Origin of the sequence: Anaeromonas frigoriresistens (assembly GCF_016820655.1) — a bacterium.
Lineage (GTDB): Bacteria > Bacillota > Clostridia > Tissierellales > SIT17 > Anaeromonas > Anaeromonas frigoriresistens.
This window is the reverse complement of sequence record NZ_WSFT01000038.1, coordinates 1-17,856: the sequence shown is the minus strand read 5'-3', so window position 1 is coordinate 17,856 and position 17,856 is coordinate 1. Positions and strand designations below refer to the sequence as shown.

At 29.3% G+C, this 17,856-nt stretch carries 15 protein-coding genes; 1 reads left to right on the top strand and 14 read right to left on the bottom strand.

What is annotated here, in order from left to right; translation table 11 throughout:
• Positions 1-100: 100 nt before the first annotated feature.
• From GOQ27_RS10275 to GOQ27_RS10240, 8 genes are all read right to left on the bottom strand, one after another.
• Positions 101-298 carry a cold shock domain-containing protein gene (locus GOQ27_RS10275; RefSeq protein WP_203366775.1) on the bottom strand — a complete coding sequence of 66 codons (198 nt, stop codon included), beginning with the start codon at positions 296-298 and terminating at the stop codon, positions 101-103.
• Positions 299-893: 595 nt separating this feature from the next.
• Positions 894-1,814, bottom strand: coding sequence for a ribose ABC transporter substrate-binding protein RbsB (rbsB, locus tag GOQ27_RS10270; RefSeq protein ID WP_203366774.1), 921 nt, complete (start codon positions 1,812-1,814; stop codon positions 894-896).
• Between the two features lie 61 nt (positions 1,815-1,875).
• Positions 1,876-2,817, bottom strand: a complete 942-nt coding sequence (gene rbsC, locus GOQ27_RS10265; protein ID WP_203366773.1) for a ribose ABC transporter permease — start codon at positions 2,815-2,817, stop codon at positions 1,876-1,878.
• The gene (gene rbsA, locus GOQ27_RS10260; RefSeq protein ID WP_484477120.1) at positions 2,801-4,318 is read right to left on the bottom strand and encodes a ribose ABC transporter ATP-binding protein RbsA; all 1,518 of its coding nucleotides are present in this window, start codon (positions 4,316-4,318) and stop codon (positions 2,801-2,803) included. Before rbsA ends, rbsC begins: the two co-directional genes overlap by 17 nt.
• Positions 4,319-4,329: 11 nt before the next feature.
• Positions 4,330-4,758: a D-ribose pyranase gene (gene rbsD, locus GOQ27_RS10255; protein WP_484477119.1), complete on the bottom strand. Its 429-nt coding sequence runs from the start codon at positions 4,756-4,758 to the stop codon at positions 4,330-4,332.
• Positions 4,755-5,666 carry a ribokinase gene (gene rbsK / locus GOQ27_RS10250; protein WP_203366771.1) on the bottom strand — a complete coding sequence of 304 codons (912 nt, stop codon included), beginning with the start codon at positions 5,664-5,666 and terminating at the stop codon, positions 4,755-4,757. Before rbsK ends, rbsD begins: the two co-directional genes overlap by 4 nt.
• 16 nt (positions 5,667-5,682) lie before the next feature.
• Entirely contained in the window at positions 5,683-6,678 is a 996-nt protein-coding gene (locus tag GOQ27_RS10245) for a LacI family DNA-binding transcriptional regulator (RefSeq protein WP_203366770.1), read from the bottom strand.
• A 288-nt stretch (positions 6,679-6,966) separates the two neighbouring features.
• Positions 6,967-7,422: a VanZ family protein gene (locus tag GOQ27_RS10240; RefSeq protein WP_203366769.1), complete on the bottom strand. Its 456-nt coding sequence runs from the start codon at positions 7,420-7,422 to the stop codon at positions 6,967-6,969.
• Positions 7,423-7,836: 414 nt separating this feature from the next.
• Between GOQ27_RS10240 and GOQ27_RS10235 the strand changes: the two genes are divergently transcribed.
• Positions 7,837-9,528 (top strand): LTA synthase family protein, encoded by a 1,692-nt coding sequence (locus GOQ27_RS10235; RefSeq protein ID WP_203366768.1) that lies wholly within the window; start codon positions 7,837-7,839, stop codon positions 9,526-9,528.
• A gap of 45 nt (positions 9,529-9,573) precedes the next feature.
• On the opposite strand, the gene fabZ is transcribed toward GOQ27_RS10235, so the two are convergent.
• The 6 genes from fabZ to GOQ27_RS10205 form a co-directional block, all read right to left on the bottom strand.
• Positions 9,574-10,002, bottom strand: coding sequence for a 3-hydroxyacyl-ACP dehydratase FabZ (fabZ, locus tag GOQ27_RS10230; RefSeq protein ID WP_203366767.1), 429 nt, complete (start codon positions 10,000-10,002; stop codon positions 9,574-9,576).
• A gap of 132 nt (positions 10,003-10,134) precedes the next feature.
• Entirely contained in the window at positions 10,135-11,301 is a 1,167-nt protein-coding gene (locus GOQ27_RS10225) for a nucleotide sugar dehydrogenase (RefSeq protein ID WP_203366766.1), read from the bottom strand.
• A gap of 30 nt (positions 11,302-11,331) precedes the next feature.
• Entirely contained in the window at positions 11,332-12,498 is a 1,167-nt protein-coding gene (locus GOQ27_RS10220; protein WP_203366765.1) for a glycosyltransferase family 2 protein, read from the bottom strand.
• 220 nt (positions 12,499-12,718) lie between these two features.
• Positions 12,719-13,582, bottom strand: coding sequence for a UTP--glucose-1-phosphate uridylyltransferase GalU (gene galU / locus GOQ27_RS10215; RefSeq protein ID WP_350445900.1), 864 nt, complete (start codon positions 13,580-13,582; stop codon positions 12,719-12,721).
• Between the two features lie 393 nt (positions 13,583-13,975).
• Positions 13,976-15,862, bottom strand: a complete 1,887-nt coding sequence (locus tag GOQ27_RS10210; protein ID WP_203366764.1) for a polysaccharide biosynthesis protein — start codon at positions 15,860-15,862, stop codon at positions 13,976-13,978.
• Between the two features lie 254 nt (positions 15,863-16,116).
• Positions 16,117-17,856 (bottom strand): N-acetylglucosaminidase (locus tag GOQ27_RS10205; protein ID WP_203366763.1); only part of this gene is annotated, 1,740 nt, incomplete at its 5' end.

Sequence of the window (17,856 nt, the reverse complement as noted above, 5' to 3'; positions counted from 1 at the left end):
CACCTTCAGTGTTCGGGACTTTCACCCTATAGACTATGCCCATGCCGGGCACACTTAAAAAAACCCTAGAATATCACATATTCTAGGGTTAAAATATCAATTATTTAGAAACAATATTTTCTGCTTGAGGACCTTTTTGTCCTTCAACTACGTCGAATTCTACTTCTTGACCTTCTTCTAAAGATTTGAAACCATCTTTTTGAATTTGTGAAAAGTGAGCGAATACGTCTTTTCCGTCTTCACCTGTAATAAAACCAAATCCTTTTTCTGCATTAAACCATTTTACTGTACCATTCATAATGTGTACCTCCTAAATTTTATTCTTAAACTGATTTTAATAATTCACAAATAAAATCTAGATGTATACTATATTGAATAGTATTTATAGATATATATTGTGTTACTATTTACTCTAATTTAAGTTCTAACATAGTATACCATAGATTGAAATTTATAGCTAGTTTTTTTATAAAATAAGTCATCTTTATGGTGTGTCCATTATTCTCAAATTATCCTTTAGTATTATATATGATATTATTTCTTATCATAATTTATATATTACCTTCGAATTAATGTATTAATCTTAAGATGATCATTAAAATAGCTAGTCCAATAAGAACACTAAAAGAGTCAATAAATGCATCTTTTATCCTCTTCCCTGATCCCATCTTCAACCTGTGTCATAAGATCAACCAAAATCATAGATATAATTATTTTAGATTTAATTATAAAAAAAAACTAACCTCATATGAGGTTAGTTTTGATAAAAGAAAAAGGACAAGCCCCCAAATAGTATTTAAGATAATGATAGTACCAACCTTAAGCAATTAAATTAGATAAGATTTGGTGTGTGTACTTTTTTGTGGCACTCCAATTTAAGAGTTTTTTTAAGTTTATTCAGTAATTAACTTAAGCTCTACTGGAATGAATTCTTCTACATCTTCACCTTTTATAATCTTTTCTGCATTTTCAACACCTGTAGAACCTATTAATTTAGGTTGTTGAGCTACTGTTGCAGCCATTTCGCCATCTTCTACAGCTTTTACTGCATCATCTGTTGCATCAAACCCAATTACCATTATATCTCTATCAGTTGATTGAATAGCTTTTAACGCACCTAGAGCCATTTCATCATTATGAGCAAATACTGCATCAATTTCTTCTTGAGCTTGAAGAATATTTTCCATTACATTTAATCCTTCAGTTCTATCAAAGTTTGCAACTTGTTTTGCAACCACCTCTATATCAGACTCACCAATAGCTTCATTAAACCCTTGACCTCTATCTCTAGCTGCAGAAGTTCCTGCAATACCTTCAAGTTCTACTATTTTTCCCTTACCATCTAATTCATTAACTACAAATTCTCCAGCCATTTTTCCACCAGCTACATTATCAGAAGCTATATGAGTTGCAACTTCACCTGAATCTGCACCTCTATCTAATGTAATTACTGGAATACCTGCATCATTAGCAGCTTTTACCGCATTACCAACAGCTTCAGAATCGGTTGGGTTAATTAGTATAACTGATACCTTTTGAGTAATTAAATCTTCTATATTTGCAAGTTCTTTTGATGGATCATTTTGCGAATCAAGTGTTAAAATATCATATCCTAAATCTTTTGCTTTTTCTTCAGCACCATCTTTTAAAGATACAAAAAATGGATTATCAAGAGTAGAAACAACTAGACCTATCTTTTCACCTGAATCATCAGAGCCACTATCTCCACTGTCATTTCCTTCATCAGTGGAACACCCTACAGCTGCTGTAAGCACGAACATACCAATTAATAATATTGCTAAAAATTTCTTCATTAAAATTCCTCCTTTTATTTTTTATATATTAAATTATAGTTAACTATAATTTAAATCAAAATTATTTTTCTTTTCTATCTAATAACACAGCTATTAAAATAACTAAACCTTTTGCCATAAGCTGATAATATGATGAAACATTCATAAGATTTAAAGCATTGCTCAGTATTCCAATTATAAGGGCACCTATGACAGTACCAAATATACTACCCACACCACCAGCAAGACTAGTACCACCTAGTACAACAGCTGCAATAGCATCTAATTCATAACCATCACCTGCAGTAGGTTGAGCAGATGAGAGTCTTGCAGTTATTATAATTCCAGTAAGTGCAGCTAATAATCCACTTATCATATATACAGAAGTTTTAATTTTATTAGTATTTATTCCTGAAAGCTTTGTTGCTTCTTCATTGTCACCTAGAGAATATACATATCTTCCAAGTCTTGTTTGTCTTAAAATATAATAAGCTATTGCAAATACTAATATCATTAGATATATTGGTATAGGTATTCCTAAGAAATATCCTGATCCAATAAAATTAAAGATTTCAGCAGGACCTTCAAATCCAACGCCAATAGGACGACCATCTGTAAATACAAGAGTAGCCCCTCTGATAAGGGTCATAGTAGCAAGAGTTGCAATAAAGGGTTGAACTTTACCTTTACTAATTATAATTCCATTTATTAATCCTATAAGAGCACCTATTGAAAGAGCTATAAGGATAGAGAGAAATACATTATATCCTCCAGCAATTAAACTGGCTGCTATTGCTCCAGAAAAAGCTACTGTAGAACCTACAGAAAGGTCAATTCCTCCTGTTAAAATTACAAATGTCATACCTGCAGCAATAACTGCATTAATAGAAGTTTGCCTTAAAATATTTAATAGATTAGGCACAGTCAAAAATCTATCATTTAATAGTGAAATTATTATAGAAAATACAACAAGACCTATTATAGACTTATACTTTAAAAGCGTTTCTTTATTTAAAAACTTCATCTGTTTTTTCCCCTTTCATTCCAACTGCAAGTTTCATAATATTTTTTTGATTTGCGTTTTTCCTATCCAATTCTCCAGATTTCTTTCCCTCACTCATGACCATTATCCTATCACTCATACCTAAAATCTCTGGAATTTCAGAAGATATCATTATAATAGCCATACCATTTTTCTTGAATTTATTTATTAAATCATAGATTTCTCTCTTGGCACCTACATCTACCCCTCTAGTAGGTTCATCTAATATAAGAACTTTTGGTTCTGCGATAAGACTCTTAGTAATAGCTACCTTTTGTTGATTACCACCACTTAAATTTTTAACCATTTGTTTTTTACTTGGAGTCCTTATAGACATACTTTTAATAAATTGATCACATATTGAATTTTCATCTTTTTTATTAATCTTTCCGAAGCTATCAGTGAATTCTTTTAAAGAAGAAAGAGTCATATTATCTTTTACAGAAAGTCCTAACACTAATCCATCCTTTTTTCTATCTTCAGATACATAAGATATACCAGATTTAATAGCATCATGAGGAGAATTTATATTTAAATTTTTTCCATCTAATATCACTTCACCATTACTTACTTTATAAAGGCCAAATATAGTTTTAGCAAGTTCAGTTCTACCAGCACCCATAAGCCCTGCTATTCCTAATATTTCACCTTTTTTCACATTAAAACTTACATTATCAATATGCTCATTTTTTAAATTTTTCACTTCTAAAACTATTTCACCAATATTTTTATCAAGTACAGGAAATTGTTCAGTAAGCTTTCTACCAACCATAAGCTCAATCATTTGTTCTTTATTTATATTTTCTACCTTTTCTTCTTTTATAAACTTTCCATCACGAAGTATAGTTACATCATCACATATTTCAAATATTTCATCTAATCTATGAGAAATATATATTACACCTTTATTTTCATCTCTTAATTCATTTATTACTCTAAATAAATTTTCAGTTTCAGCATCAGTTAAGGCATCAGTAGGTTCATCCATTATAATAAGTTCTGCATTAAGCGATAAAGCCTTTGCAATTTCAACCATTTGCTTTATACCTATACTTAAGTTCTTAATCTTAGTTTTAGGGTTTACATCAATTTTTAATTTTTTAAGATATTTTTCAGAATCACTATATAATTTTGACCAATTAATCTTTCCAGTTTTGCCTACTGGTTCCCTACCCAAAAATATATTTTCAGCTATAGTAAGATTGGGTAATAAATTTAATTCTTGATGGATTATACCTATTCCCTTTTCTTGAGATTCCTTTGGAAAATTAAATTTAACTTTTTCACCTTTATAATAAATTTCTCCGGAAGATCTTTCATATACTCCTGTAAGTATCTTCATAAGGGTAGATTTCCCTGCTCCATTTTCACCCAGTAAAGCCATTACTCTTCCATTATAAGCATTTAAATCTACATCTTCCAAAGCCTTTACACCAGGAAATTCCTTACTTATATTTTTCATTTCAACTAATATTTCATTCACATTTATCACTCCTAAAATACAACACCAGATTTTAAAATAATATTAGCAAACGGAGTAAACTCTCCCGATCTTATAACAGCCTTTGTATCCTTTGTAATTTCTTTAAATTCTTCATGATTTACTCTCGTAATCTTTATATCACAATTTTCTTCATCTTTTATATTTTCTATTTCTTTCATCAATTCCTCATAAAGTTCAGGACTTATCTTTTCCATTTCAGATGCTATGATTACCTCTTCTACCTTTAATTCACTCATCACAGATTTAAAACAATCCATAAAAGAAGGTATACCTTTTTGTAAAGCTAAATCTATTCTATCTACATCGTTTGGAATAGGTAGTCCACTATCTGCTATAGTTAAAGTATCTTTATGACCCATTTTTGATATCATATATGAAATATTTGAATTTATTAATTTTGTCTTCTTCAATATTATCACTCCTTAAAATTATCTATTTCATCCCTATAAGGTAGAGAGCTTTGAGCTCCTTCTTTCATCACAGTAAGTGCTCCAACCTTTGATGCAAAATCTATCGCTTCATCCATAGATTTTCCTTCAATAACTGAAACTACAATGCCACCATTAAAACTATCACCTGCTGCAGTAGTATCAACTGCATCTACTTTATATGCATTAAACTTCTTTTCTATATCTTTATTTATATATAAAGACCCCTCTGATCCAAGCGTTACAATTAGTTCCTTCACACCTTTATCTATAAGCAATTTAGAAGCCTTTATAACATCATCAAAATTATTTATCTTCATACCGCTTATTATTTCAAGCTCTGTTTCATTAGGAGTTAAAAGATCTATATTTTTTATCAAATTATAACTAAGCACTTTTGCAGGAGCTGGATTTAATATAGTATAATTACCATTTTCCTTGGCTATCTTCAAGCAATATTCCACTGTATCAATAGGTATTTCCAGTTGAGATAATACTATCTTGGATTTATTGAATAAATTAATGTTTTCATCTATATCATCTTTATCTACACCATAATTTGCTCCAGGTATTACAATGATAGAATTATTACCATCACCATCAACAGTTATTGTAGCTATCCCAGTAGATAGTTTTTTATCTTCTTTTATGAAATTCACATTAACTCCATCTTTTTTAAGAGATTCTATTAAAGCTTTTCCAAATAAATCCTCTCCAACTCTTCCAATCATTGTTACATTTCCATTTAATCTTGCCATTGCAGCCGCCTGATTTGCACCTTTCCCTCCAGGTATTTGGTCAAAACGTTTTCCTATTATAGTCTCTCCTACAGTAGGCATTCTGTTTGTTACTGTTACTAAATCCATATTTAAACTACCTATAACTAATATATCTGACAAAATAATTCCTCCTAACTTATATAGACTCTCTTATTTGTAACTCTGTTTTAAAGGTTATTTCCTTTTCCTTTAATTCTATATCATTTATAATGTTGATAATCATATCAGCAGCCGCGTGTCCCATTTCATACATAGGTTGCTTTATAGAAGATAACTCTGGTTCCATTAATTTTGCCATATATATATCATCAAATCCAAGAACTCCTATATCTTTTGGTATATTATATCCCCTATTTTTAAGCTCTTTCATTGCACCTATTGCAATCATATCATCAGATGAAAATATGCAGTCAAAATCTAAACCACTATTTATCATTTTATCTATAGCTTTCTTCCCCCACTCTTTTCTAAACTCACCTTCATAAAAATATTTTTCGTCATATCCTATATTCTTATCTTTTAATGCTTTTTTATATCCCTTAAATCTTTCTAAAGCATTAGTATTAGAAAGATTACCAGAAATAAAAGCTATTTTTTTATATCCTTTATCAATTAAATATTTCGTACCCTCATATGCACCTTTAAAATTATTTACTAGTACTTTGCCCTTTATTTTACTACTATCTACATCTCTATCTACTATAACTATAGGTAAATTTAACTTCGAAAAATTTGAAGCTGATTCACCACCAGCTGATGGAACTATTATTATCCCATCTACCATTTTTTCTAAAAGGGTTTTTATATATTTCTTTTCCTTTTTTATGTCATCATCAGTATTACAAATTATAATATTATAATCTAATTCATTAGATTTATCTTCAACACCTCTTGCCATCTCAGGAAAAAAAGGATTCGAGATATCAGGAAGTATAAGCCCGATAGTCTTAGTCTTTCTAGTAACCATACTACTAGCAACTCTATTTAAAGAATAATTATATTTTTTTGAAACCTCAAGTACCTTTTGTCTTGTTCTCTCGCTTATCTTTTCATCCTTATTATTAAGTACCTTTGATACAGTAGCTGTTGAAACTCCTGAAAACTTAGCTATGTCTTTTATTGTGTATTTCATTATATTCACCATTTTTCTATTATTATATACTTTCCATTAGGTTAAACGTTTAACCTAAGTTTATCATACATAGTTTTGAATTACAATTAGAAATAAAAAATAGCCCTGAATTTAATCAGAGCTTGAAACTTTTATACATATTCTAAATAACTTGGAAGAACTTCAATCACATCAGCAGATTTTATTAAATACTTTATATTCAATATTATTGTAGTACTGGACTTAGGTCGCTAAAAACGGATAATGACTCTTATGTTACTGGTAAAAATCTTGTGCCTAGTTTATTAATTAACTTAAAGTACCTCTTCTACTTTGATTAAATAACCTAATTATAAATATATATATAGCTAGTCCAATAAGAGCACCAAAAGAATCAATAAATACATCCTTAACACTTGGTCCCCTATCTGGGATAAACGACTGATGAAATTCATCTGTTATAGCATATACTGTAGCTATTATCCATGATAATAGATAATAATGCTTTATTATAAAAATTTTAAAAGTTAAAATCAAAAGTATACTCAGTATAAAATAGACACTCATATGTGCCACTTTTCTTATAATAAATTGTAACATCTGGGCCTTATCTGTTTGATGAATCAAATCTTGTTCAGTTATTAGTCCAATCTTTACTAGAAGTTCTCCTGATTGGTTCCCAGATATATCTCCTGGCTGATGAGAAAAATAAAATATAACTCCCATCCATATAATTGTTAAAATTAAGTATATAATTTTTTTCATTTGTACTCACTTTCTTGTAAATAATATTTTTGAAAATCTATATCAATTTTACAGGATTATAGATTTATTATCAAGATATATGAATATATACTTATATCGTTCTAAATACATATTTTTGTTTATATTGTCACTGTTATTTATATCACTTTATCTTTCATCCCCTATACTTAATAACAAAACTTGAAATTATCTGCTCTTTAGAATAGTATATAATAAATAAGTTTTTATAAATAATGAGTTATTTAGAAAGGTGATTATATGATTAATTCAAGAATTAAAATTATTTTAAGTAATTTTATGATTTTTACAATTTTGCTCTCTTTAAAATCATATTATGTACGAAGCATCCTATTTACTGGTAATAACTTTTGGAGAATTCTATTTACTGATTTTATAACTTTTTCCATTATATTTATGCTAGTTGATTTAGTAGCCAATAGATATAAAATGACAATATATTTATTTATAAATCTTATTATATCAACATATTTTCTATCAACAATATTGTATTATAATTATTATGGAACTCTAGTAACATATAATGCAGTTTTTCAATTAGGGCAAGTAGGAGAAGTTAAAGACAGTGTTTTTGAGCTATTTAATCCTCTTTATTTGATTTTATACTTAGACATAGCTTTTGTTTCACTACTAGTTCTTATCAAAAGATATCCTTTTAAAAGACATATTTCTGTTAAAAAGAAACTTGTATATAGTATCTTAATAGTCTTTTTATTAATATCTATAACCAATATATATATCCCAGTAAAAGATGGTGTTATTAACGAAATGAAACTTGGGCAGACAATGGGTTTCTTTAATTATCAAGCCTATACTGCTTTCGCTAATCATAATAATAATGTTTCAAGTGCAAATATTACTTATGACAAGATACGAGAAGTAAAAGGATTAGATCCTAAAGAAAATCTTAAATACTATGGTGTAGCAAAAGACAAGAATGTATTAGTTATACAATTAGAGGCCTTTCAAGACTTTCTTATGCATTTAAAAATTGATGGTAAAGAAGTAACGCCTCATTTAAGCGAGTTTGCTAATAAAAATATGTATTTTACCCAATTTTATCAACAAATAGGAAAAGGAAATACTTCTGATGCAGAGTTTATGTTAAATACTTCTATCTATCCAACCTCTATAGATGCAATGAGCCAAAAATATGGAGATAGAAAAATACCTAGTTTTCCTAGTATATTAAAAGATTATGGTTATACATCTGCTACTTTTCATACAAATGATATAAGTTTTTGGAATAGAAATGAAATGTATGAAGCTTTAGGATTTGATAAATATTATGCTAAACCTTTCTTTGATGATAAAGATAAAATAGCTTTCGGTTCATCTGATGAGGTATTGTATGATAAGTCTATTGATGAGTTAATTAAAATAGTTGAAAATGATGATAAGTTCTATGCTAATTTAATAGCAATGTCTAGTCATCATCCCTTCAAGATACCTGAGTCCAAAGGTCTTTTTAATCTCCCAGATAGATATGAAGATTCAACCTTCGGTAGATATATACAAGCAGCTAATTATGCAGATAAAGCTTTTGGACAACTAATATCAAAATTAAAAGAAAACGGCTTATGGAAAGATACATTAATAGTTGTATATGGAGATCATTTTGGTATGAAATTACCTCAAATCACTGATGCTCAAGATATTACTTTAATTAAAGAAGTATTAGGAGAAGATTATAGTAGATATTTAGATACCTTTAATATACCTTTAATTATTAGAGTTCCTGAAAGTGACATTAATGAAAGTATAGATACTGTAGGTGGCCAAGTTGATTTGATGCCAATAATTTCAAACTTATTAGGAGTATCTTTAGAAAACAAAATATATTTCGGACAAGATATATTGAACTATCCAGATAATACTTTAGGAATGAGATTTTATCTTCCAACAGGATCATTTTTAAGTAGTAACTATTTCTTCATTCCTGGCTCTACCTTTGAAGAAGGGAACTTAAGGAATATAAAAACAAGAGAAAAAGTAGAATTAAACTCAGATCATAAAAAATATTATGATAGAGTTCTTGAATTAATGGATCTCTCTGATGCTTATGCAGATAGCTTACCAAAGAGATAACCATAAAAAACATCTAAATCAATTGATTTAGATGTTTTTATATATTTAATTATCTATTATTCCAAACATAAGTGTTCCTTTACAAGCTATATCTTCTCCTACATATGCTATAGCATTAGCTTTTCCTATTCCTCTTTTCATAGCTATAAGTTCTACTTCCATTCTCAAGGTATCTCCTGGTCTTACTTGTTTTTTAAACCTTACTTTATCTATACCAGTAAATACTGCTAGTTTATCTTTATTTTCTTCTAGAGTCATCACTGCAACTGCTCCTACTTGAGCCATAGCTTCTACTATAAGTACTCCTGGCATAAGTGGATTATTTGGAAAGTGTCCTTGAAAGAAAGGTTCATTCATAGTTACATTCTTTATACCTACTGCCTTGGTACCTTCTTCTAACTCTACTATCTTATCTACTAGAAGAAATGGATATCTGTGGGGTATTATTTTTTGAATTTCTATATTATTTAACATTTTTATCACTCCCTATTAGGACTTGGTACTAATAGGTTTATTTTATATTAATTAAGAGAGTAATGCAAGCTACTCTACACAAAAAAAGATAAGTATTCTAATGAATGCTTATCTTTACTTTAATAATGAATTTTAATCTCTATTAAATAGATCTCTAGTATATACCTTATCTTCAACATCTTCTAAATCTTTAAACATTCTATTTGCTACTATTACATCTGATATTTTCTTAAACTCATCTAAATCTTTTATTACTCTAGAGTGATAAAATTCATCTTCTTTTAGTACCGGTTCATAAACCACTACTTCTATTCCTTTCCCTTTAACTCTCTTCATTACTCCTTGTATAGCTGATTGTCTGAAGTTATCTGAATCAGTTTTCATTGTTAATCTATATATTCCTACTATATTAGGTTTCTTTTTAATTATCATGTCAGCCACATGGTCTTTTCTAGTTCTATTAGCATCTACAATAGCTCTTATGATATTATTCGGAACATCTTCATAATTTGCTCTTAATTGCTTTGTATCCTTAGGTAAACAATATCCACCATATCCAAAAGATGGATTGTTATAGTGACTTCCTATCCTTGGATCTAGTCCTACTCCTTCTATTATTTGTTTTGAATCTAATCCTCTTATTTCTGCATAAGTATCTAATTCATTAAAATATGCTACTCTCATTGCTAAAAAAGTATTTGAAAATAGTTTTATAGCCTCCGCTTCCGTAGAGTCAGTAAAAAGTACTGGAACATCTTTTTTAATTGATCCTTCTAATAATAAGCCTGAAAATTTTTCAGCTCTTTCCGATTTTTCTCCTACGATAATTCTTGATGGATAAAGATTATCATATAAGGCCTTTCCTTCTCTTAAGAATTCTGGAGAAAATATGATATTCTCTGTATTAAATTTTTCTTTTATATCTTTAGTATATCCTACGGGTACAGTAGATTTAATGATCATTATTGCCTCAGAGTTTATTTCCAACACATCTTTAATAACAGACTCAACTGATTTAGTATTAAAATAATTTTTATCTGGATCATAGTTTGTAGGTGTAGCTATCACTACATACCTAGCATTATTATATGCTTCATATCTATCAGTAGTAGCTACTAAATTTAAATCCTTATTAACTAGATAATCCTCTATTTCAGTATCTACTATCGGTGACTTATTATCATTAACTAAATCTACTTTCTGCTGATTAATATCTAATGCTATTACTTCATTATTCTGTGCTAATAAAACAGCGTTAGATAATCCAACATATCCTGTTCCTGCTATTGCTATTTTCATTATTATTGTCTCCCTTGAAATAATTTATTTTTATCTTGTACTCTCTGCTTTCTCCCAAAATGGCTTAGCTTTTCCAGTAAGTATTCTATATACTCCCGCCCATTGTGCAATTATAGTAACAGTATAATAATAAATTAAAACTAAATATTTATTATTAGTTTTAGTGATTGCTGCTATTATTGCTAAAAGATAGAATAAAACTTGTCCTGCAAATGTCATCGAATAAAGATCTGATTGATGAATCAATAAAGCATTAGATAACAATAAAATTAGATGTGATATCCATAATAGATACCTACAAGTTCTATGCCCAAAATAAAAATACGAAAACCATTTATACTTAAATATATTTAGTATTCTTATATCTGGTAAGATATGCTTAAGTATAATTCTATTCATTCTAACTTTACGACCAAATTCATCTTCTATTACTTCTCCAGCCTTTTCATATGCTATAGCATCATGATTAGCAATTGCTCTTTTACCTTGCAGTGCATATAAAGGTGGCATTGCACTATCATGACATTGAATAGGATTAAAATCATAATAATCTTGTGTCCTACATGCATACAAAGCTCCATTACCGGCTGTTATAGTCTGTATTCTTCCTTCTATCTCTCTGATGGTCATATCACTATCCCAATAACTTGCTTCAGCATCACTTACTTCACTAGCTCCTTGATTTACAATAGATAATCTTCCTGATACATAAGCAATATCATCAGATGTGAAAGCTGCCATTAATTCTTTTACTGAATTTTTATCCATCATAGAGTTCGCATCAGTCATAACTAAGTACTCTGATGTTACAGTTTTTTGTGCTTCATTTTGTGCATTAGTTTTACCTTTACGGTCCTTAACTTCATAAAGTCTAAGTTTTCGATCTTGATGTTCTTTTATAAATTTTGCAACAATTTCATTAGTTTTATCAGTACTATTATCAGAAGATATCAAGAATTCAATTTTATCCTTTGGATAATCAAGTTCTAATATATTATAAAGTTTATCTAATATTACTTTTTCTTCATTATGAGCTACCACCATAACTGTTACGGTTGGTTGATGTGAATAATCTTTTCGAAGATTGCGGTTCTTATATATCTTTCCGATCACCTTAAGAGATAAAGGATAACCAATCATGGCCCAAACAATAATAAAGCCACTAACGTAAAATAATATTTTCAAGAATAATTCCATTAGTTTTCCCCTTTACTTTTGTAATATCAATATTAATCTCTGAACTATTACATACCATTCAGTTTCATATGCTACTTAACAATCTATTATCAATTTTTAATATTAAACTTCTAATTATGGATCTAGAATTTTTATTAATACATATTATTTTCATAAAAATACCTATAACATTAATAAAAAAATTTATAATAAATTAATGATTATCTTAAACTAGAAAAATTTATTTAATAATTCTCCTTAAATATTCTTCAAAATCATCTTTCAAATCTTCTCTTTTCAATGCAAACTCTACCGTAGCTTGAAGAAATCCTAATTTATTCCCTACGTCATATCTCTTACCTTCAAAGTTATACGCATACATGTCTTGTTTTAAGGCTAATTCCTTTAATGCATCAGTTAATTGTATTTCTCCTCCTGCTCCCGGAGTAGTATTATCTAATATTTCAAATATATCTGGAGTTATTATATATCTTCCTAGTATAGCTACATTTGTTGGAGCTTTATCTATATCAGGCTTTTCTACTAGATTCTTAACCTTATGTACTCCATCCTTTATATGTTCTCCATCTACTATTCCATATTTATTTACATCTTCTTTTGCTACTTCTTGAACTCCTAAAATAGTAGCTTCGTATTGAGTATATGCATCTATCAGTTGTCTTAGGCAAGGCTCATTAGGTGAATCTACTATATCATCTCCTAGAAGTACTGCAAAAGGCTCATCCTTTATAAAGCTTTTAGCGCAATTGATAGCATGTCCTAATCCTTTTGGTTCTTTTTGTCTTATATAATGGATATTTACCATATTAGATATATCCTGTACTTGTTCTAATAATTCAGTCTTACCTTTTTCTTCTAGTGTCATCTCTAATTCCACAGATTTATCAAAGTGATCCTCAATAGCCCTTTTATTTCTACCTGTGATTATTAAGATATCTTCTATTCCTGATTCAATTGCTTCTTCTATTATATATTGTATAGTGGGTTTGTCTACTATTGGTAACATTTCTTTAGGTTGAGCTTTTGTAGCTGGTAAAAATCTAGTTCCTAATCCTGCTGCTGGTATGATAGCTTTTTTAATCACTTCTAATCCCCCTTCTCTTACTTCATTAATTAATATATTTAAATTTTATCATTAATAGAAAAATAATAAAAATAACACTAAATTTCCCTAAATTTCTACATCCATTTTATAGGAATATCTTATTAGAGTCAACCTAAAATAGTAATTTGATACACTTTTTCTTATCTCATAATACCCGATAGTTAATCAATATTTAAACCTATATAGTTTGTCTCTAAATAATTTGACCTATATTTACTTTAAGTTTACTCAAAAACAAGTACCTGTACAGGTACTTGTTTTTGAGTAAACTTATTAATTTCTATATTATTCCATCCCTAAGGATATCAACCCCTAAAGAATAACGATATATAAATCATACAAATATGTTCATAGTCAAATTTCCTCATTCTACTACTTTCTACTTAAAGATATTTCTTTTTCAATCTCTAAAATTCTTATTTTATTTATGTCCTGAGGTTTTTTATAAGTTGGTACTAGATTACTCATTCTCTGTCTAATTTCCTCCTCAGATCCACAAAACATTAATTGTTTTAACTCTTCTAGCTTTTTAACTAATAGCTTATAATCATTGAATATTGGCTTACCGATAAATATTTTATTATGTTTTGTATTCTCTAATCCCTCTTCATTCATTAGTAACTCTTCATAGAGTTTCTCCCCAGGACGTAATCCTACTATTTCTATTGGTATATCTTTTTCTGGTTCTAATCCTGATAGTATTATCAAATCTCTTGCTAAATCTAAAATTCTCACCGGTTCACCCATATCCAAGACAAAAACCTCTCCACCTCTAGCCATTGCTCCAGCCTGTAAAACTAGCTGACTAGCTTCTGGTATAGTCATGAAATATCTTATTACATCTTTATGAGTGACAGTTACAGGCCCCCCCTCAGCAATCTGATTTTTAAATAATGGAATAACACTACCATTACTTCCTAGCACATTACCAAATCTTACTGCAGCAAACTCAGTATCACTCACCTTATCAATTGATTGTACAATCATCTCACATAACCTTTTAGTTGCTCCCATTATATTAGTAGGATTTACAGCTTTATCTGTAGATATTAATACAAATTTATCAATACCGTATTTATCAGATGCTTTAGCTACATTAAAAGTACCAAATACATTATTCTTTACTGCTTCATGAGGATTATCTTCCATAAGAGGAACATGCTTATGAGCTGCTGCATGAAATACTACATTTGGTTTAAATCTGTTCATTATACTATTTATTTTTTGCTCATCTCGAACAGAAGCTATTATTGCCTTAAGATTTATATCCTTATACTTTCTTTTTAATTCATTTTGTAAATCATATACGTTATTTTCATATATATCTAATATAATAAGTTCTTTCGGTGCAAATTTGGCTATCTGTCTACATAGCTCGGATCCTATAGATCCACCTCCACCGGTGATAAGAACTATCTTTCCCTTTATATAATTATTGATTTCTTGAGTATCTAAAGTAACTTCATCTCTACCTAATAAATCCTCTATTTCAACTTCTCTAAGCTGTTTTATACTTATTTTCCCATCTATTAATTCGAACATACCTGGTAAAGTTTTCACTTTACAATGGGTCTTTTTACACTCTTCTAAAACTTCCTTAATTTCTGATTTGCTTGCTGAAGGTATAGCGATAACTATCTCGTCTATATTATTCTTTATTACTTGACTTCTTATATCATATCTCTGTCCTTTAACGGGTACTCCATTTATTTTTCTTCCTTCTTTAGATCTATCATCATCTATTAGTACTACTGGATCGCTATTTAGCTCTTTATGGTTCTTATACTCCTTTATTACTAGAGCTCCAGCATCTCCAGCGCCTATAACCATTATTCTTTTTCTTTTACCTCTACTGTTAAATAAATCATTTTTTATTTTCCTTATAAATCTATAGCTAAATCTCACTCCACCTACATACATGATATCTAAGATAGTTACCAGTAGATATATACTCCTTGGAAAATGAATTTGTCTTATATATAAATAACTAAGTACTGCAGTATTAGCCACTATTACTGCTGAAATGACTTGGACTAATTCATCAATACTAGCATATCTCCAAAGACTATTATATATACCAAAAAGTGAAAATATAAGTATTTTAATTAAAGTGATTGCTATAATATTATCAATATATAATTGCAAAATATTCTGTGGCACACTCGTATCAAATCGCAAATAAAAAGATACTAAAAAGGCCATGTTAATAAGAATGATATCTGTAAAAAGTAATACAGCTATTCTCTTTTGTTTTTTCACGCTATCCCCTCTTTCGACTCAAAATACTAATTTCTTACAAGACTACATTTATTTTATAACAATCTAAAAATGTAATCAAGATATATAATTTCAGTTAATCAAATACTATAAAAATCTATGATTAATTTTTGCTTAAAATATTATTTAATTTGAAGGTATATAGTTATATTATCATAAATTCATATAAAAGTTGACAATAAAAAAAGAAAAGTAAATATTAATTGAATACCTACTTTTCTTTAAATTTTTTAATATTAATTTTGTAAATACTTTGGTATCTCAAATTTTAATGCATAATCTGTACACAAGTCATACAATCTCTTAATACTTGATGTTTGTTTATAGGCCCATCCTATATCAGTAGCATATTGATGTGAAGTGGGATTATTAGGATTCCATTTCATTTTATATAAAGTATCTTGTTTATAAGTAGGATTATTAACATATCTTTCTGATATGAATTTCGCTCCGCCTATTATCGCCTGTGATGGAGTAAACCACCCAGCTTTATAAGCATACTCAGATCCTCCACCAATCGGATTACTATCATATGCACCAATGCCATACATATTATAGACAACTCTCGGTGTCACTGACTTACCATCCACGGTATCTACCAGGATACCCTTAGCCAAGGAAGAGGTCCCATATCCTGTTTCTAAAAAGGCATGAGATATAAGGTAAATTTCATTGATGTTATGCTTAATACTTGCATCCACAAAAGCTTGTCCTTCTCCATTTAATATTCCTCTGCCTTCTAAAATATTATTTAACTCATAACTTGACAATCCACTATTTCCTGATAGTAAAAGGAACTGATACATTTCTTGAGGTGCTTGATTAGTCATCTTTGTATAACCACCATGAACCCATCCTACAATGCCACTAGAATTAATTTTATACCATCCGTTACTTTCACCCTGGATAATAAAAATTTCACCATTTTTAACTTGAGTAAGTTGAGTTCCCGAAGTGCTTGGCTGACTTCTTACATTTAAAACATCGGTAGTAATTTCTAATGCTGAAAGATTTTTAACCGACCCCTTTGTTACTGAATATACCTTAGTAACATAACCCCCGTGAACCCATCCATAGGTCTTTGAAGTTTTAATTTTATACCATCCATTCGATTGATCTAAAGCAGTATATACTTGCCCTTCCAATACCTGATCTACTATATCACTGCTCGTAGTAGGGTTTTCTCTTACATTTAAAACACTTGTTGTTATTTTAATATCAGAAAGTGCTGGTTCCCTTGATTTATATAGTTCATATACATAACCACTATGAACCCATCCAGACGTTACTGATGTCTGAATCTTAAACCATTCTCCATATTTATCAACTACTCTATAAGTTTCTCCCCTCTGAATTTTATCAACTATTTCACTATTGATATCTGCTTCTTTTCTTACATGTAAATCTTTTGGTATTACTTTTATCTGCCCTGTTTTAACTACATCATTGTAATTATATTGATCGTTAGAAAATTGCAGGAAATTCTCAGGGTTTAAATATCTATCAACATCTTTAAGCATTGCTGTTCCCCAACTACCATCGTAAATATCAGTTTGAGGGTTAATATTTAACTGCTTTACAAGAGCTTCTTCATAGGTCCTACTATAATTCATATCTATGTAGGAAATTCTTCCAATAACTTTATAACTTATAATATCACTTACTTCAGCAACAACCTGTGAACCTTTTCTTCTCGCTTGTACAACCAGTCTATACTCACCTTTTTTGCTTGGTTTCCAGATAAAACTAGAACTTTCACTATAGTTCTTTAGGATGCTCCATCCACCGTTCTTATATACCCAAAATTTGTATTCAAGATTTGGTGATCCAGTAGTTATAACTTGCGTACTTAAAGTAAGTGGAAATCCTTCAGTTACAACTTCTTTATCTGTAGTTAGACTTATACTATCCACTGTAGATTCTAGAATTGTATAGCTTATAACATCTTTTACTTCATATATTGCATCTGACCCTTT